The sequence below is a fragment of the Rhizobium sp. 768_B6_N1_8 genome (assembly GCF_051811225.1).
Taxonomy (GTDB): Bacteria; Pseudomonadota; Alphaproteobacteria; order Rhizobiales; family Rhizobiaceae; genus Rhizobium.
In genome coordinates this window covers 593,260-617,097 of record NZ_JBPWPV010000002.1, presented here as the reverse complement: position 1 = coordinate 617,097, position 23,838 = coordinate 593,260, and the positions used below count along the sequence as shown (strand labels likewise).

The following is a 23,838-nucleotide window of genomic DNA, read 5'->3' as shown; positions in this document are numbered from 1 at the left end:
ATTAGAATGGAAGTACGCGTCCAAAACATACGCAAGGAATTCGACCGCTTTCCGGCGCTGCACGATGTCTCGCTCGATATCCGCTCAGGTGAATTGATCGCATTGCTCGGCCCCTCCGGCTCCGGCAAGACCACGCTTCTGCGCCTTATCGCCGGCCTTGAAAGCCCGACCGAGGGCCAGATCTTCTTCGGCGAAGAGGATGCGTCGAGGAAGACAGTCCAGCAACGCAATATCGGCTTCGTGTTCCAGCACTATGCGCTTTTCCGCCATATGACAGTGCTCGACAACGTCTCCTTCGGCCTGAAGGTGCGCAATGCATCGCGCCGTCCGCCGAAAGCGGAAATCCGCAAGCGAGCGCTGGAACTGCTCGACCTCGTACAGCTTTCGGGTCTTGAAAAGCGCTATCCGGCGCAGCTTTCCGGCGGCCAGCGCCAGCGCGTGGCCCTTGCCCGCGCCATGGCGGTCGAGCCGAACGTCCTGCTGCTCGACGAGCCCTTCGGCGCGCTCGATGCGCAAGTGCGCAAGGACCTACGCAAATGGCTACGCGAAATCCATGACCGCACCGGCCACACCACCGTCTTCGTCACCCACGATCAGGATGAGGCGATGGAGCTTGCCGACCGCGTCGTCGTCATGAGCCAGGGTGCAATCGAGCAGGTCGGCACGCCGGACCAGGTCTATGACAGCCCCAACTCACCCTTCGTTTACGGCTTCGTCGGCCAGTCGAACTGCCTGCAGGTGGAGGTCGCCGGCGGCGATATCCACTTCGAGGGTCGCTCGCTCGGCCTCAATGCCGAGAGCGAGGCCGATGGTGCTGCGCAGCTCTATTTCCGCCCGCACGATGTCCGGCTCTGCGAATCCGCCGAGAACTGCATCGCCGGCCAACCAGTCGCCAGCCGGCGCGTCGCAGGTACCCGCCATATCGAACTCGACATCGGCAAGGACCGCCCGCATATCGAGATCGAGCTTCCGCCGAGCGAAGCCGACAGGCTCGACCGGTCCCGCGTCGCCTTCAAGCCGACACGCTGGAAGCTTTTCCGGAATTGATATCACCGGTTCCCGCCAGAATCGTATTTCGGCGGGAACCCTTTGTTATTTTTGTGATCTCCGGTTGTTTGTATTTTTGTCACATGCCGGGTAAAAACGTTTTCGCTTAGATCGAAAAGGGCTGGACTAATTCCAATAGGAGGCACCTGGCGTTGAGGGCGGAGATTTCCTTTGGAAAATCCCTGGTCGGGATTTTATTCGTAGGACTGGCAGCCGCGAGCTGCACGACGACACCGAAACCGGCGGCAGCGCCGGTTAAAGCCAAATCGAAACAGGTTCAACCGGCAAAGGTCACTTTCAATTACACCACAAAAGATCGCGACTGCCTGAAGCGGGCGATGTACTTCGAATCGCAGCATTCGGATGAGGATGGCTATCTGGCTGTCGGCAGTGTGGTCATGAACAGGCTGACCTCCGGCGCCTATGCCGATTCCATCTGTGGCGTCGTCGCCCAGAAGAGGCAGTTTGCGCCCGGTGTCATGACACGCGAGGTCAAGCCGCAGGCAGAGCCTGAGCTTGCGACCGCGGCTGACGCGATCCTGAAGGGCGAACGCCATCCGGCCGTGAAGGACGCGATGTTCTTCCACACCGCAGGATTGAAATTTCCTTACAATAACATGCACTATGTGACGGTCGCGGGCGGCAACGCCTTCTACGAGAAGCGCGACGAAGATGGAACGCTCGAAACGCCGCCACCACTGCCGTCCTACGAAGTCGCGATGAATTATGTACCCGGCGAAAGCATGCTGCCGCCACAATTCGAGGTGCTGATCCCGTCAGATGTTCCGGTACCGATCCCGTCCCCAGACCCCGCGGCAACGGCAAGTACCAACCCGTTGCCGATACCAGCAGCGACCGCGATCGAGCCTGAACCCGGCACGCCTATCGCCATCCCGACACCGCGCCCTGCCTATGACAGTGTGATGTTGCGACCAGGCATTTCGGCAAACGGCGGCTGATTGCGGAAGAATGAAGAGCGCTAGGCGCGCTCTTCCCAGACCTTGGCAAGCTCCACGATCGTCCTGACGGCCTTTTCCATATCCTGGCGGCTAACCCATTCGAGCGGCGAGTGGAAGGCGTGACCACCAGCGAAAATGTTGGGGCACGGCAGGCCCATGAAGGAAAGACGCGAGCCGTCGGTGCCGCCGCGGATACTGCCGCGCACTGGCGTCATATCCGCCCGGCGCACCGCCTCGACGGCGTTCTCGACGATCTCAGGATGACGGTCGAGCACAACCTTCATGTTGCGGTATTGTTCCTTCACGTCAAAACGATAGGTAGAGCCAGGATAGGCCTTCATCACATCCTTGACGATCGCTTCGAGCATGGTCTCTTTTTCGGTCAGACCCTCGTCGGTGAAATCGCGAATGATGAGGCTGATCGCAGCCTTTTCCATCGAGCCAGCCACCCCTGTCGGATGGATGAAGCCCTGCTTCCCCTCGGTCGTCTCCGGGGCGATCTCCTTCGGCAGCCGGTCGATAATCGCGCCGGCAATCTTGATGGCATTTTCCATCCGGTCCTTGGCAAAACCCGGATGGATTGCCACGCCGGCGATAACGATATCGACGCTATCTGCCGAGAAGGTCTCATCCTCAATATGGCCGGCGGTTTCGCCATCCATCGTATAGGCAAATTCCGCACCGAGCTTCTTCAGATCGACCTTGTTGACGCCACGGCCGACCTCTTCGTCCGGCGTGAATAGGATCTTGATCGTCCCATGCTTGATCCCGGGATTATCGACGAGGATCTGCGCGGCAGCCACGATTTCCGCCAGGCCCGCCTTGTCGTCGGCGCCGAGCAGGGTCGTTCCATCGGTCGTAACGATATCGTTGCCAATCTGGTTCTTCAGCTCAGGATGTTCTGAAACACGGATCACCCGGCTCGGATCACCGGGAAGCTGGATATCCCCGCCCGCATAGGCCTTCACCATCTGCGGCTTGACGTTCTTGCCGGTGAAGTCAGGCGCTGTGTCCATATGCGAGCAGAAGCAGATGACCGGCACGCGCTTGTCGGTATTGGCCGGAATGGTCGCATAAACATAGCCGTGCTCGTCAAGATGCGCATCCGAAAGGCCGATCTCCAAGAGTTCCTCAACCAGAACCCGGCCGAGATCCTTCTGTTTTTCGGTGGTCGGCTGCGTGGATGAGGCGGGATCGGATTGGGTGTCGATGACGACATAGCGGAGAAAACGGTCGAGAACAGTGTCTGTCATAATATCCATTCCAGCATGATCATCATCTGATCATATAGCCATCGAGGGCCATGAGATGAAAGCTCTTTTCGGCTCCCAGCGGACTAAGCGCCGGCAATCGTCTGCATCGATACCACATGCGATAGCAGCCGGTCGCTCCTGACCTCGTGCACCAGAAAGGAGGAAGCGTCGAGAACGGCAAGATCAGCCCGATCCCCGAGAAGAAGAGGATTGGGCGGGCAAAGCGAACCGCATGTCTGGAGGGTAATCAAGCCTACTCTGGCGGAAACTGGCCGGTGAACATGGCCGCAGAGAATTCCAAGCGGCGGAGATCTGCCCGCGTTCAAAAGCTCAAAAAGATCATCATCATTTCTGCACCTGACCTGATCGAGCACTTCTATGCCGATGCCGAACGGCGGCTGGTGCATGAAGAGGAGAAAAGGCGTCGCAACATCGGCGAGCGTACTCTTCAGCCACGACAGATGCGGCCGGATATCGCCATGGCTTTGGCCGGTTACCGTTACATCGACGCCAACAAGGGTTGTATCATTGAGAGCCGCCCGGAAATGCATCGGCCCCGCCGCGCCTGCCCAGTTACCAACTTCGGCAAGCTCGGCTCGCATCACCGATTGATCATCACCGTTACCCGGCAGGAGATAGGTAGGGAAATCCAGCGCATTCAGGCTTTCCGCAATCTGGCGATAGCCCTGTTGCCATCCGTCGTCCACCAGATCACCGGTCAGGACAAACGCATCCGGCCGGAAAGCCTTTAACCAATCGATTGCTCTTTCGAATGCGAGCAGCGACGGACTATCTGGACTGGCGTGGATATCGGATATCTGCGCAACAAGCATATCGCCCCCTCGATCCCTGAGGACAGCAGTATGGCGAAAGCGACAGCCACATTCTATCGCCTTCCTTCCGTTCAATCGACGCGATTGCCCTCGCCGTTGAACACATGCAGATGCTTGGCCGGAAAGGCGACATTGACCTTCGGTCCCGCAGTCAACGCCTCACGATCGAGCGTGAAGATCTTGAACGGCAGACCATGCAGCGAAAGATGCAGGATGATGCCGAAGCCGGTCGGCTCAACGAGCTCGACGTCGGCGGTAATCCCGGCCCCATCATTTGTCATGACGACATGTTCAGGCCGGATGCCAAGCGTCACCTTTTCGCCGTTCGACAAGGGCAGCGACGTGTTGAGCGGCACGATCGTGCCATCCTTCAGCTTCACGCCGCCTGCTTCATAGCTCGCATCGAGGAAGTTCATGCCGGGCGAGCCGATGAAGCCCGCGACGAAGAGGTTGGCGGGGCGGTCGTAAAGCTCCAAGGGGCTGCCGACCTGCTGCACGACCCCGCCATGCATGGCGACGATCCGGTCCGCCAGCGTCATCGCCTCGATCTGGTCGTGGGTCACGTAGATCGAGGTTGCCTTGAGGTCGCCATGCAATTTCTTGATTTCGGCGCGCATCTGCTCGCGCAGGCGCGCATCGAGGTTCGACAGCGGCTCGTCGAACAGGAAGGCTTTCGGCTGGCGCACGATGGCGCGGCCCATGGCGACGCGCTGGCGCTGGCCGCCGGACAGCGCTTTCGGCCGGCGTTCGAGCAGCGGGTCGAGACCGAGCTTGGAGGCGGCACTGGCAACAGCGCTGGCGATCTTCTCCTTCGCCGTCTTCCTGAGCTTGAGGCTGTAGCTCATATTGCCGGCGACATTCATGTGCGGATAGAGCGCGTAGGACTGGAACACCATGGCGATGTCGCGATCCTTCGGATGCAACTCGTTGACGCGGTTGCCGGCAATACGGATCTCGCCACCGGTCACCTCTTCGAGGCCTGCAATCATGCGCAGCAGCGTGGACTTGCCGCAGCCGGACGGGCCGACCAGCACGACGAATTCACCGTCCTTGATCTCCAGATCGACGCCGTGCAGCACGGACACATGACCATAGGATTTCTGGATATTCTTGATGTCGATCGATGCCATGTGACTAACCCTTGACCGCGCCGGCCGTCAGGCCCTGGACGAGATAACGCTGGATGAGCAGGAAGAAGAGGCCGGCCGGAATAAGCGCCATGATGCCTGCCGCCATCATCTGCCCGAAATCCACGGAGAACTTCGAAACGAAGGTAAGAAGGCCGACCGGGAAGGTCGCCGCGTCATTGCCGTTGATCAGCATCAGCGCGAAGAGAAGCTCGCTCCAGGCCGCCGTGAAGACGAAGCCGAGGGTCGCCGCAATGCCGGGCAGGGTCAGCGGCAGGATGATCTGCCGGAAGGCCGTGAACTGGGTGGCGCCATCGATCATCGCCGCCTCCTCGAGATCCTTCGGGATGCCATCGAAGAAGGACTGCATCAGGAAGGTTGCGAAGGGCACGTTGAAGGCTGTGTAGACGATAACGAGACCCGTCAGGCTGTTCGTCAAATGCAGCGGCGACAGGATCTTGAATATCGGCGCCACCAGCATGACGAGCGGGAACATCTGGGTCAGCAGCATCAGCGCCACGATCCAGTATTTCGCACGGAAGTTAAAGCGTGACAGCGCATAGCCTGACAGGGAGGCGCAGATCGTCACTGTCACCGCCGTCGAAGCCGAGACGATGACGCTGTTTTTGAAAAAGGTCGGGAAGGCGCTGTGCTCCAGCACGAAGCTGTAATGTTCCCACGTGGTCCGCGACGGCCACATGCGCACACCCTCGGTATAGAGCAAGTCATTCGGCGTGACCGAGACCTTCAGGAGCCAGAAGAGCGGGAAAAGCGCGAAAACGACATAGACGAGAATCGCCAGGCGGTGCGCGACAGTGGGAAGAATAGATCGTCTCATGGTTCAATCCTTGGCCAGCAGGCTCTGCCGCAGCAGGATGATCAGCATGGAATAGGCGAGAAGCAGGATCAGCAGCACCAGCGCGATCGCAGAGGCATAACCGAAATCGAGCCGCTTGAAGGCCTGGGTGAAGATGTAGCTGGCGACGATCTGTGTTCTGTCCGCCGGACCGCCGCCGGTCATGACGACGATGAGATCGGCAAAATTCGAGATCCACACAGTGCGCAGCATCACGGTGATGGCGATCGTCGGCGCGAGGAACGGTAGGGTGATTGACCAGAAGCGCTGGAACCAGCCGGCACCGTCGATGGAGGCAGCTTCATAGAGATCGCGCGGGATCGCCTGGAGGGCAGCGAGCAGTGTAATGGCGAAGAAGGGAATGCCCCACCAGACGTTGGCAATGATCGGTCCCCACATCGCATATTGCGGATCGGAGAGGATATTGCCCGGCTCGTTCATCAGCCCAAGTGCAAAGAGCCAGTGCGGGATCGGTCCGATGACTGGATTGAAGAGCCAGGCCCAGTTGAGGCCGGCAAGAAACGACGGCACGGCCCAGGGCAGGAAGACCAGAGCCTGAATGATACCCCTGCCCCAGAATGGCTTGTCGAGTAGAAGTGCGAGGATGAGGCCGAAGATGAACTGCAGAATGACGGAAGCGCCGGTCCACCAGAGCGTATTTCTGAGGGCACCATAAAACGCCGCGTCGCGGGACAGTTCGCGGAAATGTTCGATTCCCACAAACCCGCCGGAGAAGGGGTTGAGCAGCTGTATGTCACGGAAGGCATAGGAAACGCCGACCACGAGCGGCACCAGCATGACCGCGATGATCAGAATCAGCGAAGGCGCGCTGTAAAGATAGGGCTCCGAGGCATCCGCCAGGCGGCGTAGCCATGGCCGGCGGTCGCGGCGCGTCTCGAGCGTGTCAGCGGTGATGGTCATTACCCGATACTTCCCCTTGCGGCGCTTCGGCGCGCCGTCTGTCGTTGCATGAGCGGCGGCGGAAAATCTCCGCCGCCGCTTGCGCAGTTGACCTTACTTCTTGGCGAGGAACTTCTGCTGCGCCTTGGTAAGGTAATCGGCCCACTGATCGGCGAGGTCCTTGGCGGAGATGTCACCCAGCAGTGCCTGCTGCGAGGTCTTGATCGCCATGGAATCCTTGAAGAAGGCGAATTCCTCGAGGTAGGTCGGCATGACAGTCGGAACGGTGTCCTTGTCGGCGAGCTCCTCGAACCAGCCCTTGAACTGGTCACCGGCGTAGAACGGATCCTTCTCCGCGGCAGTATAGGCCGGCAGAGCGCCGATCTTCTTATTCCACTCGATATTGCCCTCAGGCCCTTCGAGGGTCGCGATCAGCTTCCAGGAGAGATCCTTGTTCTGGCTCGTCGTGAACATCGACCAGCCGCCGTAGCCGATGGTCGGATAGGACTTGCCGGCCGGGCCCTTCGGCAGCGGAATGACGCCGAAATCTTCCTTCTTCATGCGCTCGGCAATCGCGATCAGCGCATCCGGATCCTGGTCGAGGAAGGCGCAGGTGCCGGAATAGAAGCCGGCGACGACTTCGTTGAAGCCCCAGTTGACGCTGTCTTTCGGGGCATAACCCTTCTTGTAGAGATCGACCATCCACTCGATACCCTTTGCCCAGCCTTCGCTGTTCATGGTCGACGTGCCGTCCTCCTTGAAGTACTTGTTGTCGCCGGCCATGGAAGCGGCAAAGATCATCCAGCCGTTGAGGCCACCCGGACCACCGCGCATGCAGTAGCCGTATTTGCCCGAGAGCTTGGAGACGGCTTCGGAGGCCTTGGTGAAATCCTCCATGGTCTTCGGCGGTTCCTTGACGCCAGCTTCCGCGAGCAGCTTCTTGTTGTAGAACATGGCGCGCAGATAGAAGCCGTAGGGCAGCATATAGGCGGTGTTGTTGACGTCACGGCCAAGGTCCAGAGCGCGCGGCGTCAGCTCCTTGGTGTGCTCCCACTTTGCAAGATAGGGCTCCAGGCTTTCGAGCATGCCGTTATTGGCATAGAGCGACAGCCAGGTGTCGGGCATTTCCATCACGTCGGGCACATCGCCCGCCGAAACCATGGTGGCGAACTTCTGGAAGGCTTCGTTCCAGGGCAGCGAGATGATGTCGACCTTGGTGCCGGGGTTGGCGGCTTCGAACTTGCCAACAATCGATTTCAGCGTTTCGGTGCGCTCGGGGCTGGTGATGACTTCGACGAGCTTCAGCGTCGTGTCCGCGAAAGCTGTGCCCGCCATCATCGTGGCGAAGAGCGTTGAGAGAATAAGCTTTTTCATTTTTGGTTCCCCTCCGTAGTTGTTGTGAGGTTTCGGTTAAGAGGCGACGGCAATCGCCTCCTCGATATCCCTCCACAGTGCCTCGGTTCCTTCGAGGCCTATATGGAGGCGCACAGATCGCGGGCTGATGCCGAAGGCTTGTGCGGAATTGGGCTGTGCCTTCTGCTGCAGCACAACTTCGCCCGGTACGATCAGGCTTTCATGCCCACCCCAGCTTACGCCCAGTTTGAAAAGCTTGAGGTGATCTGCGAAGGCTCTGATGTCGATGCCTTCGCGGAATATGAACGAGAAGAGACCCGACGTGCCGTTGAGGCCGGCGGGCAGACGGTTGGCGAGGCCCGGATGACAGACCTGCTCGATCACGTCGAGCGCCTGCAGGCGCTGCGCGATCGTCATGGCCGCCGCCTCATGCGCCCGCATGCGCAAAGGCAGGGTCCGGAGGCCCCGGATCAGCAGCCAGGCATCGAAGGGCGACAGCTTGCCACCGAGATAGGGATAGGATTCGGCCTTGATGCGCGCGATCATCTCTTTCGAACCGGCGACGACACCGGCAACGACATCGCTATGGCCGCCGAGATATTTGGAGGCCGAATGGATGACGAGATCGACGCCGAGAGTTATCGGCCGCTGGAAGAACGGGCTCGCCCAGCTATTGTCGATCATGGTGACGACGCCATGCTTTTTGGCGAGTGTGGCCAGCGCGCCGACATCATGAGCTTCCATCACCCAGCTCGTCGGGCTCTCCATATAGAAGACCTTGGCACCGGGCAGCGCCTTGGCGATGGCCTCTTCGTCACGGCCGTCGACATAGGTCACTTCGACCTTCATGCGCTTCAGGATCGTGCCGAACAGGCGGAAGGCGTCGGGATAGACATGCTTAACGGCGACGATACGGTCACCCGGCTCCACGAAGCTGAGCACCGCAGACGAGATCGCCGCCATGCCGCTTGCAAAACCCAGCGCATCCTCCGCACCTTCGAGCTTTGCCAGCATCTCCTCGAACATGCGCACGGTCGGGTTCAGCCCGCGCGTGTAGATCGGGCGCACCTTTTCGCCGCGATAGGAGGCGATCATGTCGTCGTAGTCGGAAAAGGTGAAAAGCGAGGTCTGGAAGATCGGCGGAACGACCGCCTCGGCGAAGTTGCCCTCGTCATGGGCGGTGATCAGCGAAGCGAGGTCGAACGGTTCGAGGCCGTCAGTCATCGGGACATTTCCTTGATGTCTTCCTCGACCACGTCGAGGATTTTCAGTGTCTCACGCCGTGCCGCCTCGGTGTCCTGGGCGGCGATGGCGTTGAAAAGGGTGCGGTGAAAGGGAAAGGACCGGCGGGCGAAATCCTGCCGGTCGAAAGGGTGCGTCCAGAAACGCTCGAAGGTCTCGCGCATCTGTTCGAGAAGCTGACGGAACAGCGGATTGTGCGTGGCGTCGTAGACCGCCAAATGGAAGGCGAGATCTTCCGGACCTGAGGCGCCTTTGGAAAGATGCACCCGCTCCATCTCGTCGAGTTTTTCCTCGATGACGACGAGATCTTTCGCCGTGCGCCGCCGAGCCGCCACCATGCCGGCCTCGCATTCGATGCCGCGGCGAACCTCCAGCGTCTGCAGCAGGACATCGCGCAGATGCGGCGTCTCGAACGATAGCGGCATATGAATCGTATCGCGAGAAACCGGTTTCAGCAGATAAGTTCCGCTGCCCTTGCGCGTCTCGATGACGCCGAGCGCCTGAAAATGCCGAATTGCCTCGCGAATGGTAGACCGCCCGACGGCAAGGGCTGCCATCAGTTCACGCTCCGCCGGCAGCCGGTCGCCCGCCTGAAGCCGGGCATCCTCGACATAATGCGCCAGCGCTTCCGTCACCTGACGGGCGCGGTCCATCGCCGGAAGCGGCCGGATTACCGGCCTGTCGCCACCATTTGCCTTCATGGTTCCCCAAGTTCTTTTCTAAGGCAGCCGACCCAGAAATTGGTCTGACATCTTAGCATTTCTCAAAGATGGAGAGGCGTCAAGGCGGTATTTACGATTGTAGAGCCCGACCCGATTTTCCGAAAAACGACCGGAAACTTCCGAAAACAACCCCTAAGAGTTTCCGAAGTGCCCAGTTCGGGAGGCTTTGAGGATAATGGACAAATAAGGTCATCGAATAGTTGTGGGCGGCAAGCTGAAGAACGGTCGCCAAGACATAGGCCATCAATCCGAGTTCGGCGAACCGACGTATCCCGAATTGCTGACGGCACTTGAACAGGATCAGGTTGGAAGAAACATTGACCTTCACCCAGGCGGCAGGGAGCCACGCGCCTTCGATAGGCGTAAGCCCCAGTTCGCCTTGAATCTGCGGCAGGTTCGCCAACGCCGTGGCATTGCCGAGGCCGCCGGGGTTATGCCAACAAGCACCCCCACGAACGCGTAGGCCAGTCGCACCGCTGGCGAATGGTACGGCGTCGACGGCGAACCTGCCATTCACGGCCGCTCGTCGGGCGTCCAGTTCGGAATTGGTTCCAGATAGCGCGGCATTTTAGGGACAAGCCAACCGAAGGTTGGATGCTAATACAAGTTGCGAAGAATTGCCAGAATGACGCGAGCACGGGCGATGTCCGCGGGGAGACGTCACACGCTGGTGGGTTTCAGGAGTTCTGACTCCCTTGGTTTTTGGGCGGCTCCTCTGTCAGTCCGGGCTTACGGTCGACGGCGGGCTAATGTCGGTCGGAGATTCGGCCTTGTCGCCATCGTTGAACTGATCGGATGCATGCTGGTTTGCATCCGTGACATCCGCGGCTTCCTGTTCGGTGGCCTCGTGCCGGTCCTCTGCTCAACGCCAGTGATCTTCCTGGAGCTCTTTCGGGCGGCCCTTGAAGGTCTTATTCGGATGCGTCTTAGTGTCGAGCCAAAGTAAAATCGATTAGCAGTATCCGGGACGATTGACCTCCTCAGATTTGACTGCTTTGGAAAGCTGCACTTCGATCGAACAATGATTTTTCGTTGAGGGCGAATTCTTAGCGGTTTCGGCCATTTCCTGCGGTGAGATTATATGACGTCGGATTTCAATGCCGAGCTCCATGCCCGGCCTTCCATCTACTTTACCGGCCCCGCCTTTGTTGAACACATCGCGCTCATGCCGTCCGCCCTCCCCGCCTTACATGGCAGCCGCTATCTACCCGACGGAGACAACAATGACGATCCGCCAACACAGGTAGAGCACCACACTGAGTTCGTGACTATCACGCGTGTCACCCAATTGAGCGCAGAAGCCGACGCGTGGCCGGTTTCCAGCCTTTCGGTCGATGACATTGCGGCGCTGGTAGAGATGGACGCGCCACGGCTCATATCCCGGGTGGGTATCCTCGTGCTCGGCCCCGCACCAGCGGAACTCGGATCAACCCTTTCAAAGCTCGGATTTCGCGATACCGCTGCGTCGTTGATCGGCGGCGGGGCGGCGCAGGTGTGTTCGGATTTTCGTGTCCAGGACGACCAGACGAGCCGCATCCTTCTTTTCAATAAGGATCTGAATGCCTACCGCCTCGGTAGAATGGTTCGGAGGATCTATGAGATCGAAACCTATCGGTCCATGGCCCTGCTCGGTCTTCCCGAAGCCCGCCGGCTAGCTCCGCTACTTGGAGATTACGATAAGAAGCTCGTGCAATTGACGAACCGAAACCAGACGACGCCGACCACAGAGCACAAGAAACTGCTCGACGAAATCTCCGGGCTGTCCGCCCAGATCATTTCGGCGGCTGCCGAAACACGCAATCGTTTCGGTGCAACGTCGGCCTACGCAAAAATCGTCGAGGAACGCATCGGCGAGCTACGCGAATCTCATGTTCCGGGCTTTCAGCGGTTTGGAGTTTTCGTCGCGCGGCGCTTCCGGCCTGCCGTTCGAACCTGCGAAGCGACCGCGTTGCGCTTAGATCAGCTCTCCCACGCAACGATGCACCTGATCGACCTTCTGCAGACACGCATACAAGTCGAGATCGAATATCAGAATGCCATCCAGATCCAGGCGATGGCAGACCGGGCGGCCACACAGGTCAAGATCCAGAGAGCGGTGGAAGGATTTTCTATCATTGCCATCAGCTACTATCTTCTAAGTCTGCTCAAAGTCGCCTTCGAGACCGCCGATCACGCTGGCTTTCACATCCGCCCGCTGGTGATGCTTATGTCGATCCCACTCGTTATCGGAGCCGTTGCCATCTCCATACTGCGCGTAAAACACGCGCTTTCAGCGCATGACTGAACACTCAATTCCACGCGAAGTTCTTTGCAGAGCGGCCACCGGACGCGAGGAAATCGTCAGACGCCGCTCGCGACGGTAGGTCTGCAGCCGGAAACTTTATGATGTGGGGGAATCGTCCTCAGCACACATTACAAACATAGGCTGCTGCCAGTTAACTGTGCCGGTGTACTTCGCGATATTCTGCGAGCTTCATCGATATTGATGGAAACGCGAAAAATCTGCACGGCATGGGCATTCGCGCAGGTAAGGATCAGTGGCGACCTGTCGTCCTTAAAGTCGACCAATCAGAAATCGTGTTTCGCCCATTCCAAAGGGCCAGCCTTAATCAGCGTTGCGCGAGAAGTAGCGGCTGCGTCCGCTGCGGGAGCATTCTCCGGTAAAGGCAATCACTGAAACCTCGCCAGAATGTGAACTATTAGTAACTTGAAATACAAAAAGCAAAACGCTTTATCCGGGCGATGAATCCGAAGCACTTCATCTCGGCCATGAGCATCGCGGCTTTGACGGCATGCTCACATATCGAGCCGCTTGAGACGCCCCTCGCCCGGTCGGCAATCCCGCGCCAGGCGCCCTTGACCGATCAAGCGGTGATCGCAGATACAGTCGGTCGCAGTGCTGTCGGGGCAACTGCGCTCGCTTGGGCCAACCCATCGACAGGCAGCGCGGGTGTTATCGAACAGATCGATGCCAGTAACGATGGACCGGACGGATGTCGCGGTTTTGTAACCAGTCGGCAATCGCTCGACGGCATGACGCACTTAAACGGTGTAGCTTGCCCGTCTGGGGACAGTTGGAAATTGGGCGGGCAGTAGGGTATCCTACTCCTACCCCAGCTCCTTGAATTGTATCCGCTAGAGCCGCAGCGGTGGTATCTTCGCGAATTTGCGAGGTTACCCGGCTTGGTAATAGAGACTAAATGACTTCATCGCGCCCGACGTGAAGGATCTCGTCATGCCGAATTCCAAAACATTGTTCGTGGCTTCGTCTCTGGCGTTGGCTATCGCAGCCTCCGCCTCCGCGCAAATGCCTCCGCAGCAGCCGGACTCAAAAACCTTCAAGATTGGCTCCCTCGATCTGGTTTCGTTGCACGATGCCCAGTTCGTACTGCCGAACGACGGCAAGGTCTTCGGTGTCGGACACTCCCCAGAGGAAACTGGTGAAGTACTCAAAGCAGCAGGTGCGCCCACCGATACCGTCACGCTGAGCGTGGACGCGTTGTTGGTGAAAGCGCCAAAGCGCGTGATCCTGATCGATACTGGGGTTGGCGGGGCGCTGCAGCAGTCCCTCGCTCAGGCAGGCACCAAGCCGGAAGAGGTTACCGACATTCTGATAACCCATTCGCATCCCGACCACATGGGCGGTCTCGTTAAGGACGGGAAGCTGGCTTTCCCCAAGGCAACGATCCGCATGTCCTCGGCGGAATGGGCATTCGCCGAGAAGAACGCCCAGCTTGCGAACATCGTCAAGGTGATCGACGGAAACGTGAAGACCTTCAAGCCGGGCGCGGAGGTCGTGCCACAAATAACCTCGGTCAGCTTGAAGGGCCACACACCAGGCCATGTCGGCTATGAAATCGTATCCGGCGAGGGTAAGCTGCTGGACATCGGAGACACGGTGCACAGCTCGATCATCTCGCTTGTAAAACCGGAATGGCTAATTGGGTTCGACAATGACGAAAAAGGCGGCGAGAAGAACCGCATCGACACCTTGAAGAAACTAGCGACGGACAACGAACTCGTATTCACGCCGCACTTCCCCTTCCCGGGTGTGGGTCGCATCGCAGCCGACGGCGATCACTTCTCGTGGGAGCCGAGCGTCCCGGCAGCGAAGTAACTCGGAATTGCCGGACCTGGAGTTGGGAAGCAATTGCCGGCAACCAAAGCTTCATCCCGGAACGCGTTAAGTGACGAGCGTTGCGAAAGGGATCGATGTGACCTCGATTTCCGTGCTGTCTGTTTGCGTTCGGACTCAGGCAGCGTTCAGATCAGCGATCTCGCCATGCTTTGCAAGCAGTCGGGGTGAGCTCATGTCACCGGTCTCTTCGTCGACCATCACTGCATATGCCGCAACGCCAACGAACCTATCCGACATGGACGCTGCGATTTTCTCCGCAGAGGTAGCATTCGAAGCTTGGCGCATCTCCCCCGGAACGAGATTTCCGCGGTTCTTCTTGTACGGCACGATAATGAATTTCTCAGCGCTCGACATCAGAAGGCCTCCTTGTTTGTTCACTCGTTGTTCCCTTCGTCGACCGGAGTCAACGACAATCGGTGATACCTCATCATGAAGGCTTGAGACTGACTACTGTCATGCTGTCGACGACAATCCACAGAGTTCGGACCATGTCAGCGGCTTCGAGAAGTGCGGCTGTGATTTTCTCCTGGGTCTGCGTGGCCAGGCTTGTTGCGACGAGTTCGAGACGGACGATTGCATCGTATTCGGTGCTACTTCCAGGGATGCCAGCTTGCTCGCGCACCGTGGTTATCGCACGAAGCAACAAGCTGTCGATTTCGCCCACGGTCAGGCGGTCGACTTCATTCGCCGCCCTCACGAGTTCTGCAACGAAACCCGGGATGCTGCTCGTCTCCGCAGTTATCGTCATCACCCCTCTCATTCATGCCGGGCAGCCAGCCGCGCGTATAGCCTTTGCTGATGCATGCCCGGGCGATTGCAAGCTGTTCGCGCAGTCGTTCGCGATCCTTGAGAGAGCATCAATGGTTGCGCGCGGATCCCCTCTGTGCCAGGCCATAGCAGCGTCGACGGGGTTGGATTCCGGTGTCGTATGACGTTCAGCAAGCATGTCGAATCCGCGTCAGTTCAGGGAGAGCATGCTCGGAGACAATGTTGCGGTAGCGAACAGAGTCATGCAACGGAGCGCGGATGCGCGAGCGTCGAAAAGCTAGAGGAGAACGCCTGAGATTCCAAAAAGATGCGTGGGGTGACCGAAGCGGGCAACGCCTTTCTCGATTGGGGAATGGTAGAAGCCTTCACAACCCTGGTACGAGCCAGAATCGATTTACGAAGAAAAATTCCTAAATCATTGAAAAATGATTCGTTTCGAGTCGGAACGAATCACTCTCGCACGTCTTTGAGTCGCGGCTAAGTGATTCGGAGCAAGCGTCATGGCAAGTGGCATGCGTGCCCAATGGAAGGGCTTCCTCAAGTTCGGTGAAGTGTCGTGTGGTGTCGCACTCTACACGGCTGCAAGCACCTCCGACCGCATCACGTTCAGCACGATCAACAAGGCGACGGGAAATCGGGTAAACCGCATCTTCATCGACAGCGAGACCAAGGATCCTGTTCCGAAAGAGTTGCAGACCAAGGGTTTCGAGATCGACAACGGTCGGTACATCATCATTGATCCGGAAGAAGTTGCCGCAACAATCCCCGACAGCAACAAGACGCTCGAGATCGAGGCGTTCATTCCGTGCTCGGATGTCGATGACGTTTATTTCGACAAGCCCTACTATCTCACCCCCGACAAACTGAGTGGCGACGCTTTTGCCGCCCTACGCGACGGCATGACGAAGTCTAAGGTGGCTGCCATTGCACGCGCGCTCCTCTTCCGCCGGATGCGAACCGTGCTCATACACCCTCATGGAAAAGGCCTGATCGCAACCACGCTGCAATACGACTACGAGGTTCGGTCTTCCAAGAAGGCGTTCGAGGAGATGCCGAGAATCAAGATCCAAAGCGAGATGATGGACCTCGCCAAGCACATCATCACCACGAAGAAGGGCGAGTTCGATCCGGCCACATTCGAAGACCGTTACGAAGCCGCCCTCGCCGATCTCGTGAAGGCGAAGATAGAAGGCCGCTCGCTACTAAAGCCGAAGAAGGTCGAGGTCTCCAAGCCCAACGATCTGTTGGCCGCTCTTCGCCAAAGCGCCGGGATGATGAAGGCTGCGGCGGAAAAACCGAAACGCACTGCCGCCAATGCCAATGCTGGCACAGGACGGCAGCCTGCCGCGCGTGGGACGGCTTCGAAGACACCCTCTTCGAGATCCGCCGCGCAGCGCAAGGCTGGATGAGGAGATCGGTCATGGCCCCGAAATATTATTGGAAAGGCTACCTGAAGCTCTCACTGGTCACCTGCCCGGTGGCGATGACCCCGGCGACATCGGAATCCGAGAAGGTCCGTTTCCACACCCTGAACAAGGACACCGGAAACCGCGTGGTTTCCCAATACATCGACTCGGTGACCGGGAAGCCGGTGAAGGAGAACAACGAAGCGAAAGGGTACGCCCGAGGCGAGAACGACTACGTCATCTTGACCGACGATGATCTCGACGCAGTAGCGCTCGAGACGGTGAAGACAATCGACATCGAGAAGTTTGTTCCCGCCGACAGTATCGAATGGGTTTATCTGGAGAAGGCACACTACCTGATGCCGGACGATGCCGTCGGGAACGAGGCTTTTGCGGTGATCCGCGACGCGATGAAGGCCGACAAGGTCGTAGGTGTCTCGAAGCTCGTCATGGGTCGGCGGGAACGAGCCGTGATCCTCGAGCCCCGCGATGAAGGCATCGTGCTGTGGAGCTTGCGCTTCGGCGACGAGGTTCGTCCGGAAGAGAATTACTTTGAAGACATCGACGAGAAGGCCGACCCGGATCTCATTCCGTTGATCCAACAACTCATTAAGCAAAAGTCGGCACGCTGGTCGCCGGACATGGTCAGCGACCCGATACAGGAAAGCCTGCTGAAACTCATTGAAGAGAAGAAGAAACTCCTCAAGCCGAGGAAGACTGCCAAGGGTAAGAAGACGGAGGCCGGAGCTCCCGCTTCGAACGTCATCAACATCATGGATGCCCTGCGGAAGTCGATCGAAGGAGATCTGAAGACCAGCAAGACTGGCTAAGGAGGTGCGCCGATGGACTACATCGCATCGATACCGATTAGAGAAGTCGCCATTTTTCTGCCGGGGTCGGATCGCCCCAGGATCGCCAGGACAGTGGAAGACATTATGGGAATCCTGATAGCGAACCAGTGGCGAAAGGAGCCCAACGACACAGGCTGGCAGCACGCACTAGCAACCTGCCTTCGGGCTATGCAGGGCGATCACGATGCCTCGAAAGCAAGGAGCGCCTTCGTGAACGTCGCTAGAGGCGCTGGCTTCAAGGTCCTGCCGGACGACGGGCGGCAGCCGCGACGACGTGCAAAGACCGCGAAGACCCAGAGGTTCGGCGAATGGGGGCAAAGCGCAGGCCCGCTAATCGGCCGTGGTTCAGGCACCTAGGTCGGAATCTCAGGCTGTTTCGATAAGCCAAAGGCCTGTCCCTAGAAGAGCTTGCTCATCAATCCGGCCTCGACCGAACCTACATCAGCTCATTGGAGCGCAGCGTTTACAGCCAGACTATCGAAGTGGTGGATAGCCTGGCCACTGTCTTAGAAGTTGATGCGGCAGAGTTGCTGAAAAAATCCTAGCAATTCGATTACTGCGCATGCGCAGTAGCAGACGCGTGCTGATGTCGATGTCAGCTGTAGCGTGCCCTTCGATGGCCCAATGGCCGCCTTGAGGAGAATCGAACCCACTAGCCTTTAGTTATTCACTAAATCATTGAAAACACACGTCTGAGGCGTCGCCCAGTTGATGGAACTATTTGCCGCCGGCCGCAATCTCCGGTCCCAAAAGGCGAATGATCTGCGCCTTGACCTTTTTATCTCACCTAAATCCCCAAGAGCACGAGCACGCAGTTGTGCCCCCATGGAAAGCGAACTGACGAGTTGGGCCAATTCTGGCAGCCGGGCAGACCGGAACATAGTCTAAAATACCTGAATAACCATTCTCCGGTATCGGTAGAGATTTCCGCTGCCCGGCTGGTCCTGCAGCATGGACTGACGATCATTGTCCATGCTGTGAGGCGTCTTAGCGTACGAAGAAGGTAACGCTGCCGTCGGCGGCCTGTTCGGCGTCAACGATATTGTCGACTTTTACATCATCCTGATTCAGCTTGCGAACAAGATCCTTATTTTCGCTGATCGAGGCTAGGATCGCGCGCAACTGGTTGTCCGTGCGGCCCGGTGCGGAGAGGCCGCGGGTCTCATGTTCCGGATCGTTGTCCCAGTTTCCGACGTAACGAACATTGAAGTCGGAATTGAAGGAACGAAGGGTCTGGGCAATTTCGGGGGCTGTGTTCATCGCGATGCTTTCGGCACGGCTGACGCCAGCCAGAGCCAGAGATGCAAAGGCTGCAACAAAGGCAATCTTGAATCTGCTGTTCATCTTAATTCTCCTTTAGGGTTGATCTACCTCAATCATGGTCGGCAATCGATGGTGGGGGTGACCATCAACTACCGGCCGTCTTAGGCAGCGGTCAGACGATCGCCCGAAAATGGCAGTTCGAAAATCAGACGCCTGTTCAGGCTTGTTCAGACCTATGTCTAGGTGGATTTCCAACATTTGCCATGACTGTGACAAACTTGGGTTGCACGTGCCGAGCGACGATCAGCGAAAGCAACGAAGCCGATCTCGTCATTCCCCATGCCGCACGGTTCCTCGTCGGCAGCGCCCATGGCCGCCTGCTGCAAGGGCACCTGTGCCACTGGTTACACGGAGCGATGCGACTGAAGGCCGGGTTCGTCACCCGATAATGGAGAATCTTCGCGAGCGTTGAGAATCAGTTTGCGAACGCCTTGCCTTGGAAGAATTTCGGCAATTCGAAATTATTCCATATCTTTCTCGCGATCAGTTGTGACCAAGATATGATCTATCCGCGGCTAGGAGAGGCCAATTTCACTGCACATATATTTCTTGCGGTTCACGACAGACCGCTTTGCAAGGAATAAGACTATGGTTATGTTTCGTAAGATCATCCCGACCGGCCTTGTTACGCTAACACTGGCTGCTGCTTCTATTGCAGCAACCACACCTGCCCTCGCTCACGAAGGCGGTGGCCACGGCGGTGCCGGTTTCTCGGCTGGTGGCGGCCACTTCGGCGGCGGAAATTTCGCCGGGCGCGGCTTCGGAGGACATCAATTTGGCGGCCCAGGCCATTTTGACGGACAACGCGACGGTCGCTTCGCCTTCCATGATAGAAATCGTCTGTTCTTCGGCGATGATGACGACTACTATCCGGATTACTGCCAGCCGGAATGGCGCCTCAACCGGTACGGCCATCGCGTGCTGGTGGAAGTCTGCTCCTGATGAGGGTTGCATCGACCCCTGCCGGCGAGCGGCACACGATCTTCGAAGCGCCGCTCGCGCATCTGCATGCCACATCGTCCCGCCGGGCTGCGATCACACTGACCTGCCAGGACGAGGAGGCCTCATCCTGTGCTCAATGGATTGCTGACCAGACCCAGCCGGAGCAGAGGATGCCAACAGGTCAAAGGTAATTTTGATTCCGGAGCATAATAAGCTGAACGATTTTCGTGTCGAAGATCGTGACATAAAAATTCAATACCAGTGGTTCCGGCAGTCCACGCTTGTCGAAATCACCATCGACTTCCACCGTCAGATTCGAAATGTCGTAACTGGTAACTTCGCGCAGGACAAAAAGTGTCAGATTCTCCGCGATGATGTCGCGCATCGCCCAGTCGACAATCTCTCGTTTTCCGGAATATTCGGACAGCTGGTCGTTGACCAGGGCGTCCTCTGCAAAACAGCAGACAAGCCCTTCCAAGTCCGCTGCGTTGACTGCCTTGACGAACGTATCGACCGGATAGGGAAGCGGCAGCGTCCGGCTTGGAAGAACCTCTAGGAGTCGGATCAACCCACCGGCAAAGCGGAAATGAAAGTCGTATTGCACAAGCTTCAGCGGTGTCGCTTTGCACTTTCTCAAAACGACGCCGACGATGAGCCGATCATCAGCAAAAACCATGCGCATCGCGCGGAGATCGGCCCTCCACCACGGCTCATCGCGATACCACTCCTCGATGGCAGACATAGGATATAGGCGTCTATGAAGGCAGACACCGGTTCTGCGAAGCAAGGTGCCAATCGAGACTTGTCGCGCGTATTGAGCGCCTCGAAGAACGAGACGGCGAGAGCCGGGAGATTTTCAAGGGCCATGGGGAAACTCGTGAGTGGAATTGGGCCTGTGCTCGGAAGCCGAGCGTCAATGCACCCTATTTCTGGCTCACTTTACTGTGCTCCGTCCGTTGACATGTTATGCATTGAGAAGAAGTGCGAATCCGACGAAAGCGTCAGATGGTCTCCCAATACGGGCAGCGCCCTAGCCGTAAAAGATGCGGCCCAAATGTTGAGCCGGCAGGATTTTGAACTGGAACAAGCGAAACGGACAGACCGCATCTGCCCGGCGATGGAAATGATATCAGCTTGGCGTTTGTCTCCCGACGGGAACGCGCTCGACAGCGCGATCGGTTTCGGGCTGCGTTAGTTCCTCCAGGCGCCTTGCCTTCGGTTCGATGCCGAAAACAGCCACGACGATGATCTGAAGCGCCAGTAGGCCGATCATCATGACGAGCACACCGGATATTCCATGCGACTGGAAAAGCGAGACGACGATGAAGGGCGTTACGATGGTGGCTCCTCGCCCCAGGGTCTGGCATATCCCGGAAGCGCGCAGGCGCACCTCTGTCGGAAACAGCTCGGGGATATAGATGCCGAAGAGCAGTGCGACCAGAATATAGATCGGCACGGTCAGCGCAAAACCGATGACCGGCAGCCAGACAGGGTCGGATACTTGCGGGTAGATGATGCCGAAGACGATCGCGAGCAGGGATGCACCGATAATTGTCGGTTTGCGGCCCCATGCGTCCGAGGTAAGGGCACCGATGGCCGAGCCGACGGGAGCGCCCAGGCCCATGAGAAGAGCAAAGCCGAAGGATTTCGTCGTACTAAGGCCCTGGCTGACGAAGAAGGTGGGAAGCCAGGTCACGAAGCCGTAAAGCAGTGTGTTCACCACTACCAGTGTAACGCATCCGACGAACATGCGCGACAGCATCGGCGGCCGGAAGAGCGCCGACATCTCGACGCGCGGCAGCACCGCCGCCGGGCTTGGAAGCGGCAGTGGCCGGCCCTCTGAAATCTCGGCCTCGATCCTGGATACGAGCTCCTCCGCTTCACCTGTCCTACCGACCGATTCCAGCCATCGCGGGGATTCCGGCAGCTTTTTACGCCTGTACCAGATAGCGAGCGCGGCGACGCCGCCGATGACGAACATCGTTCGCCAGCCGAAGAGCGGAATGATCAGATAGCCCAGAAGCGCGGCGGCGGGCAGTCCTGTTACGACGAAGACCGCCATCAGGCCGAGCCAGCGTCCGCGCGTGCGCGACGGCACGAATTCTGTCATTGTCGAATAGCCGACGACATTTTCCGCGCCCAATCCGACGCCGATCAGGAAGCGGAGGAAGATCAGCACGTTCATGGTTGGAGCAAAAGCCGCGGCGATCGAGGCCAAGCCGAAGAGAAGCAGGTTGATCTGATAGGTGAAGCGTCGTCCATAGCGGTCTCCGAGGAAACCCGTCGCGAATGCGCCAAGCATCATCCCGACAAAGGTTGCGGAAACGAAAAAGGCATTCTGGCCGAGAGTCGAAAATCCGCTTGCAAGCGTCGCTCCAAGCACGGTCGCGGCAAGGTAGATGTCGAAGCCATCGAGGAACATACCGATCCCGATGAGCCACATGATTCGATAGTGGAACCTACCGGTGGGCAGCCGATCGAGGCGCCCACCTGCATTGACGATGGTCGACATTATCTCCTCCTGAGATCAATCGTGGGTCGCGAGGCGGAGAATTCCTCCGCTACCGCCTCGCGCTATCCGTCAGTTCAGACGGGTTTGCGTTGCGGTGGCGCTGTACCAGTCGAAGGGCTTGTCTACGGTTGCCACCATGACGCTCTTGACGTTGAAGTGGTCGTTGAAGCTTTCCAGCCCGAACTCACGGCCGATGCCGCTTTCGCCGACACCTCCCCAGGGAGATGCCGGATCCAGGCGGTGGTGGTCGTTGACCCAGACAATTCCAGCCTTCACGCCGGCGGCGACGCGGTGTGCGCGGGCAACATCGCGGGTGCGGATTGCAGCTCCGAGACCGAAGGGCGAATCATTGGCGAGGCGCAGCGCCTCCGCTTCATCCTTGAAGGGCGTAACGCTTGTGAATGGCCCGAATACCTCTTCCTGAAAGACGCGCATATCCGCCTTGACGTCGGCAAACACGGTCGGCTGGACGAAATAGCCGCCTTCAAATCCCGGTACGTTTGCGACGTCGCCGCCCGCGACCGCGCGGGCTCCGGCCTCCCGGCCGAGCTGGGAATAAGTCAGGACACGCTCGCGTTGCCTGGCCGAAATAACGGGGCCAAGCTGGGTCTCAGGATCGAACGGGTTTCCGATCCGGAGGGAGCGCGCCTTGGCGGCAAGTTTTTCGACAAAGGCATCGTAGATCGATTCCTGGACGAGATGCCGGCTGCCGCACACGCATGTCTGGCCCGCCCCGATGAAGGCGCCAAAGGCGGCATAATTCACTGCCTGATCGACGTCGAAGTCGTCAAACACCATGACGGCCGTCTTGCCGCCGAGCTCCAGCGTCTGATGCGCGAACACTTTCGCTGCGGCGCTGCCTGCAATCCGGCCTGCTTCCGTGCCGCCGGTGAGCACGAGCTTGTTGATGTCGGGGTGCTCTGCCAGGAATCGGCCGGCTTCGGGGCCGTAGCCAAGGACGACGTTGAACACACCTCTCGGGAGGCCGGCCTCAACGAAGATCTCCGCAAGTTTCAAGGTGGTCAGCGGGGTATATTCCGACGGCTTCACGACGGTCGTGCATCCAGATGCCAAAACCGCGGCAAGGGACTTGCACATGATCATCAGCGGATGGTTGAACGGCGTGCAGTTGGCGACGACGCCGATCGGCGTGCGCAGCGTGTAGTTGAGATAGGACCCTTCGACCGGAATGACATCGTCGCGGCGGGCAATTGCAAGGCCAGCAAAGTAGCGGAAGAAATCCGGAAGCCGCGAGAGTTGCGCCCGCGTCTCATTGAGCGGCCTGCCGTTATTCAGCGTCTCCAGGCGGTACAGGGTCTCAAGGTTAGCCTCAAAAGCATCGGCCAGCCTGTTGACGAGGCGTGCTCGCGCGCGAATATCCATTCCACCCCATTCGCGGCCTTCGAAAGCTGCACGGGCACTCTTCATCGCACGATCGATATCGGCAGGTGTCGAGTTCGGGATGCGCGCGATCACCATCCCGGTCGCCGGGTTGCGGACATCGATGAACGTGCCGTTGCCAGCTTCGATTTCCTTGCCATTTACGAAATTACCGTGGGTCTCCACAGCAGGATCACGGGTCGTCTGGTTCATGGGTTTTCTCCAA

Annotated in this window: 25 protein-coding genes; 10 read left to right on the top strand and 15 right to left on the bottom strand. The window is 58.4% G+C overall.

What is annotated here, in order from left to right:
• Window positions 1-6 precede the first annotated feature (6 nt).
• Window positions 7-1,047, top strand: coding sequence for a sulfate/molybdate ABC transporter ATP-binding protein (locus AB8B33_RS27190; RefSeq protein ID WP_310382520.1), 1,041 nt, complete (start codon window positions 7-9; stop codon window positions 1,045-1,047).
• A gap of 152 nt (window positions 1,048-1,199) precedes the next feature.
• Complete coding sequence (locus AB8B33_RS27185) at window positions 1,200-2,006, top strand: cell wall hydrolase (RefSeq protein ID WP_439017748.1); 807 nt, start codon at window positions 1,200-1,202, stop codon at window positions 2,004-2,006.
• A gap of 20 nt (window positions 2,007-2,026) precedes the next feature.
• Here the strand turns inward: AB8B33_RS27185 and pepT are convergent, their stop codons facing one another.
• From pepT to AB8B33_RS27140, 9 genes are all read right to left on the bottom strand, one after another.
• Window positions 2,027-3,259 carry a peptidase T gene (pepT, locus tag AB8B33_RS27180; protein WP_439017747.1) on the bottom strand — a complete coding sequence of 411 codons (1,233 nt, stop codon included), beginning with the start codon at window positions 3,257-3,259 and terminating at the stop codon, window positions 2,027-2,029.
• An 83-nt stretch (window positions 3,260-3,342) separates the two neighbouring features.
• A complete protein-coding gene (locus tag AB8B33_RS27175) occupies window positions 3,343-4,092 on the bottom strand; it encodes a metallophosphoesterase (protein WP_439017746.1) in 750 nt (249 codons plus the stop codon).
• A 71-nt stretch (window positions 4,093-4,163) separates the two neighbouring features.
• The gene (locus AB8B33_RS27170) at window positions 4,164-5,222 is read right to left on the bottom strand and encodes an ABC transporter ATP-binding protein (RefSeq protein ID WP_439017745.1); all 1,059 of its coding nucleotides are present in this window, start codon (window positions 5,220-5,222) and stop codon (window positions 4,164-4,166) included.
• Between the two features lie 4 nt (window positions 5,223-5,226).
• A complete protein-coding gene (locus AB8B33_RS27165) occupies window positions 5,227-6,057 on the bottom strand; it encodes a carbohydrate ABC transporter permease (protein WP_439017744.1) in 831 nt (276 codons plus the stop codon).
• Window positions 6,058-6,060: 3 nt separating this feature from the next.
• Window positions 6,061-6,996 carry a carbohydrate ABC transporter permease gene (locus tag AB8B33_RS27160; RefSeq protein ID WP_113321479.1) on the bottom strand — a complete coding sequence of 312 codons (936 nt, stop codon included), beginning with the start codon at window positions 6,994-6,996 and terminating at the stop codon, window positions 6,061-6,063.
• Between the two features lie 93 nt (window positions 6,997-7,089).
• The gene (locus AB8B33_RS27155; RefSeq protein ID WP_439017743.1) at window positions 7,090-8,349 is read right to left on the bottom strand and encodes an ABC transporter substrate-binding protein; all 1,260 of its coding nucleotides are present in this window, start codon (window positions 8,347-8,349) and stop codon (window positions 7,090-7,092) included.
• A 36-nt stretch (window positions 8,350-8,385) separates the two neighbouring features.
• The gene (locus AB8B33_RS27150) at window positions 8,386-9,552 is read right to left on the bottom strand and encodes a PLP-dependent transferase (RefSeq protein ID WP_439017742.1); all 1,167 of its coding nucleotides are present in this window, start codon (window positions 9,550-9,552) and stop codon (window positions 8,386-8,388) included.
• On the bottom strand, window positions 9,549-10,271 hold the full coding sequence (locus AB8B33_RS27145; RefSeq protein WP_439017741.1) for a FadR/GntR family transcriptional regulator: 723 nt from the start codon (window positions 10,269-10,271) through the stop codon (window positions 9,549-9,551). Before AB8B33_RS27145 ends, AB8B33_RS27150 begins: the two co-directional genes overlap by 4 nt.
• 91 nt (window positions 10,272-10,362) lie before the next feature.
• Window positions 10,363-10,809 (bottom strand): hypothetical protein, encoded by a 447-nt coding sequence (locus AB8B33_RS27140; protein ID WP_439017740.1) that lies wholly within the window; start codon window positions 10,807-10,809, stop codon window positions 10,363-10,365.
• Between the two features lie 564 nt (window positions 10,810-11,373).
• On the opposite strand from AB8B33_RS27140, the gene AB8B33_RS27135 reads away from it, so the two are divergent.
• The 3 genes from AB8B33_RS27135 (at window position 11,374) to AB8B33_RS27125 (ending at window position 14,409) form a co-directional block, all read left to right on the top strand.
• On the top strand, window positions 11,374-12,576 hold the full coding sequence (locus AB8B33_RS27135) for a DUF3422 domain-containing protein (protein WP_439017739.1): 1,203 nt from the start codon (window positions 11,374-11,376) through the stop codon (window positions 12,574-12,576).
• Window positions 12,577-13,034: 458 nt separating this feature from the next.
• A complete protein-coding gene (locus AB8B33_RS27130; protein ID WP_439017738.1) occupies window positions 13,035-13,388 on the top strand; it encodes an RT0821/Lpp0805 family surface protein in 354 nt (117 codons plus the stop codon).
• A 139-nt stretch (window positions 13,389-13,527) separates the two neighbouring features.
• A complete protein-coding gene (locus AB8B33_RS27125) occupies window positions 13,528-14,409 on the top strand; it encodes an MBL fold metallo-hydrolase (RefSeq protein WP_439017737.1) in 882 nt (293 codons plus the stop codon).
• A 135-nt stretch (window positions 14,410-14,544) separates the two neighbouring features.
• On the opposite strand, the gene AB8B33_RS27120 is transcribed toward AB8B33_RS27125, so the two are convergent.
• Together AB8B33_RS27120 and AB8B33_RS27115 are read right to left on the bottom strand one after the other, a co-directional pair.
• Window positions 14,545-14,784 (bottom strand): hypothetical protein, encoded by a 240-nt coding sequence (locus AB8B33_RS27120; protein ID WP_113325434.1) that lies wholly within the window; start codon window positions 14,782-14,784, stop codon window positions 14,545-14,547.
• 73 nt (window positions 14,785-14,857) lie between these two features.
• Window positions 14,858-15,178, bottom strand: a complete 321-nt coding sequence (locus AB8B33_RS27115) for a hypothetical protein (RefSeq protein ID WP_439017736.1) — start codon at window positions 15,176-15,178, stop codon at window positions 14,858-14,860.
• Window positions 15,179-15,698: 520 nt separating this feature from the next.
• Between AB8B33_RS27115 and AB8B33_RS27110 the strand changes: the two genes are divergently transcribed.
• From AB8B33_RS27110 to AB8B33_RS27095, 4 genes are read left to right on the top strand one after another with little or no spacing between them, the layout of a single operon-like run.
• On the top strand, window positions 15,699-16,607 hold the full coding sequence (locus AB8B33_RS27110) for a Ku protein (protein ID WP_439017735.1): 909 nt from the start codon (window positions 15,699-15,701) through the stop codon (window positions 16,605-16,607).
• Between the two features lie 11 nt (window positions 16,608-16,618).
• Window positions 16,619-17,434 carry a Ku protein gene (locus tag AB8B33_RS27105; RefSeq protein WP_439017734.1) on the top strand — a complete coding sequence of 272 codons (816 nt, stop codon included), beginning with the start codon at window positions 16,619-16,621 and terminating at the stop codon, window positions 17,432-17,434.
• A 12-nt stretch (window positions 17,435-17,446) separates the two neighbouring features.
• Window positions 17,447-17,812 carry a DUF982 domain-containing protein gene (locus AB8B33_RS27100; RefSeq protein ID WP_439017733.1) on the top strand — a complete coding sequence of 122 codons (366 nt, stop codon included), beginning with the start codon at window positions 17,447-17,449 and terminating at the stop codon, window positions 17,810-17,812.
• Window positions 17,813-17,847: 35 nt separating this feature from the next.
• Window positions 17,848-18,000: a helix-turn-helix domain-containing protein gene (locus AB8B33_RS27095; RefSeq protein WP_439018861.1), complete on the top strand. Its 153-nt coding sequence runs from the start codon at window positions 17,848-17,850 to the stop codon at window positions 17,998-18,000.
• A gap of 442 nt (window positions 18,001-18,442) precedes the next feature.
• Here the strand turns inward: AB8B33_RS27095 and AB8B33_RS27090 are convergent, their stop codons facing one another.
• Window positions 18,443-18,799: a hypothetical protein gene (locus tag AB8B33_RS27090; RefSeq protein WP_310381453.1), complete on the bottom strand. Its 357-nt coding sequence runs from the start codon at window positions 18,797-18,799 to the stop codon at window positions 18,443-18,445.
• 567 nt (window positions 18,800-19,366) lie between these two features.
• Here AB8B33_RS27090 and AB8B33_RS27085 point away from each other — a divergent pair.
• Window positions 19,367-19,720 carry a hypothetical protein gene (locus AB8B33_RS27085; protein WP_439017732.1) on the top strand — a complete coding sequence of 118 codons (354 nt, stop codon included), beginning with the start codon at window positions 19,367-19,369 and terminating at the stop codon, window positions 19,718-19,720.
• 181 nt (window positions 19,721-19,901) lie between these two features.
• Here AB8B33_RS27085 and AB8B33_RS27080 read toward each other — a convergent pair whose 3' ends face one another.
• From AB8B33_RS27080 to AB8B33_RS27070, 3 genes are all read right to left on the bottom strand, one after another.
• Window positions 19,902-20,462 carry a hypothetical protein gene (locus AB8B33_RS27080; protein ID WP_439017731.1) on the bottom strand — a complete coding sequence of 187 codons (561 nt, stop codon included), beginning with the start codon at window positions 20,460-20,462 and terminating at the stop codon, window positions 19,902-19,904.
• 387 nt (window positions 20,463-20,849) lie between these two features.
• Window positions 20,850-22,232 carry an MFS transporter gene (locus AB8B33_RS27075; RefSeq protein ID WP_439017730.1) on the bottom strand — a complete coding sequence of 461 codons (1,383 nt, stop codon included), beginning with the start codon at window positions 22,230-22,232 and terminating at the stop codon, window positions 20,850-20,852.
• Between the two features lie 69 nt (window positions 22,233-22,301).
• Entirely contained in the window at window positions 22,302-23,825 is a 1,524-nt protein-coding gene (locus AB8B33_RS27070; RefSeq protein WP_439017729.1) for an aldehyde dehydrogenase, read from the bottom strand.
• Between the last annotated feature and the right edge of the window lie 13 nt (window positions 23,826-23,838).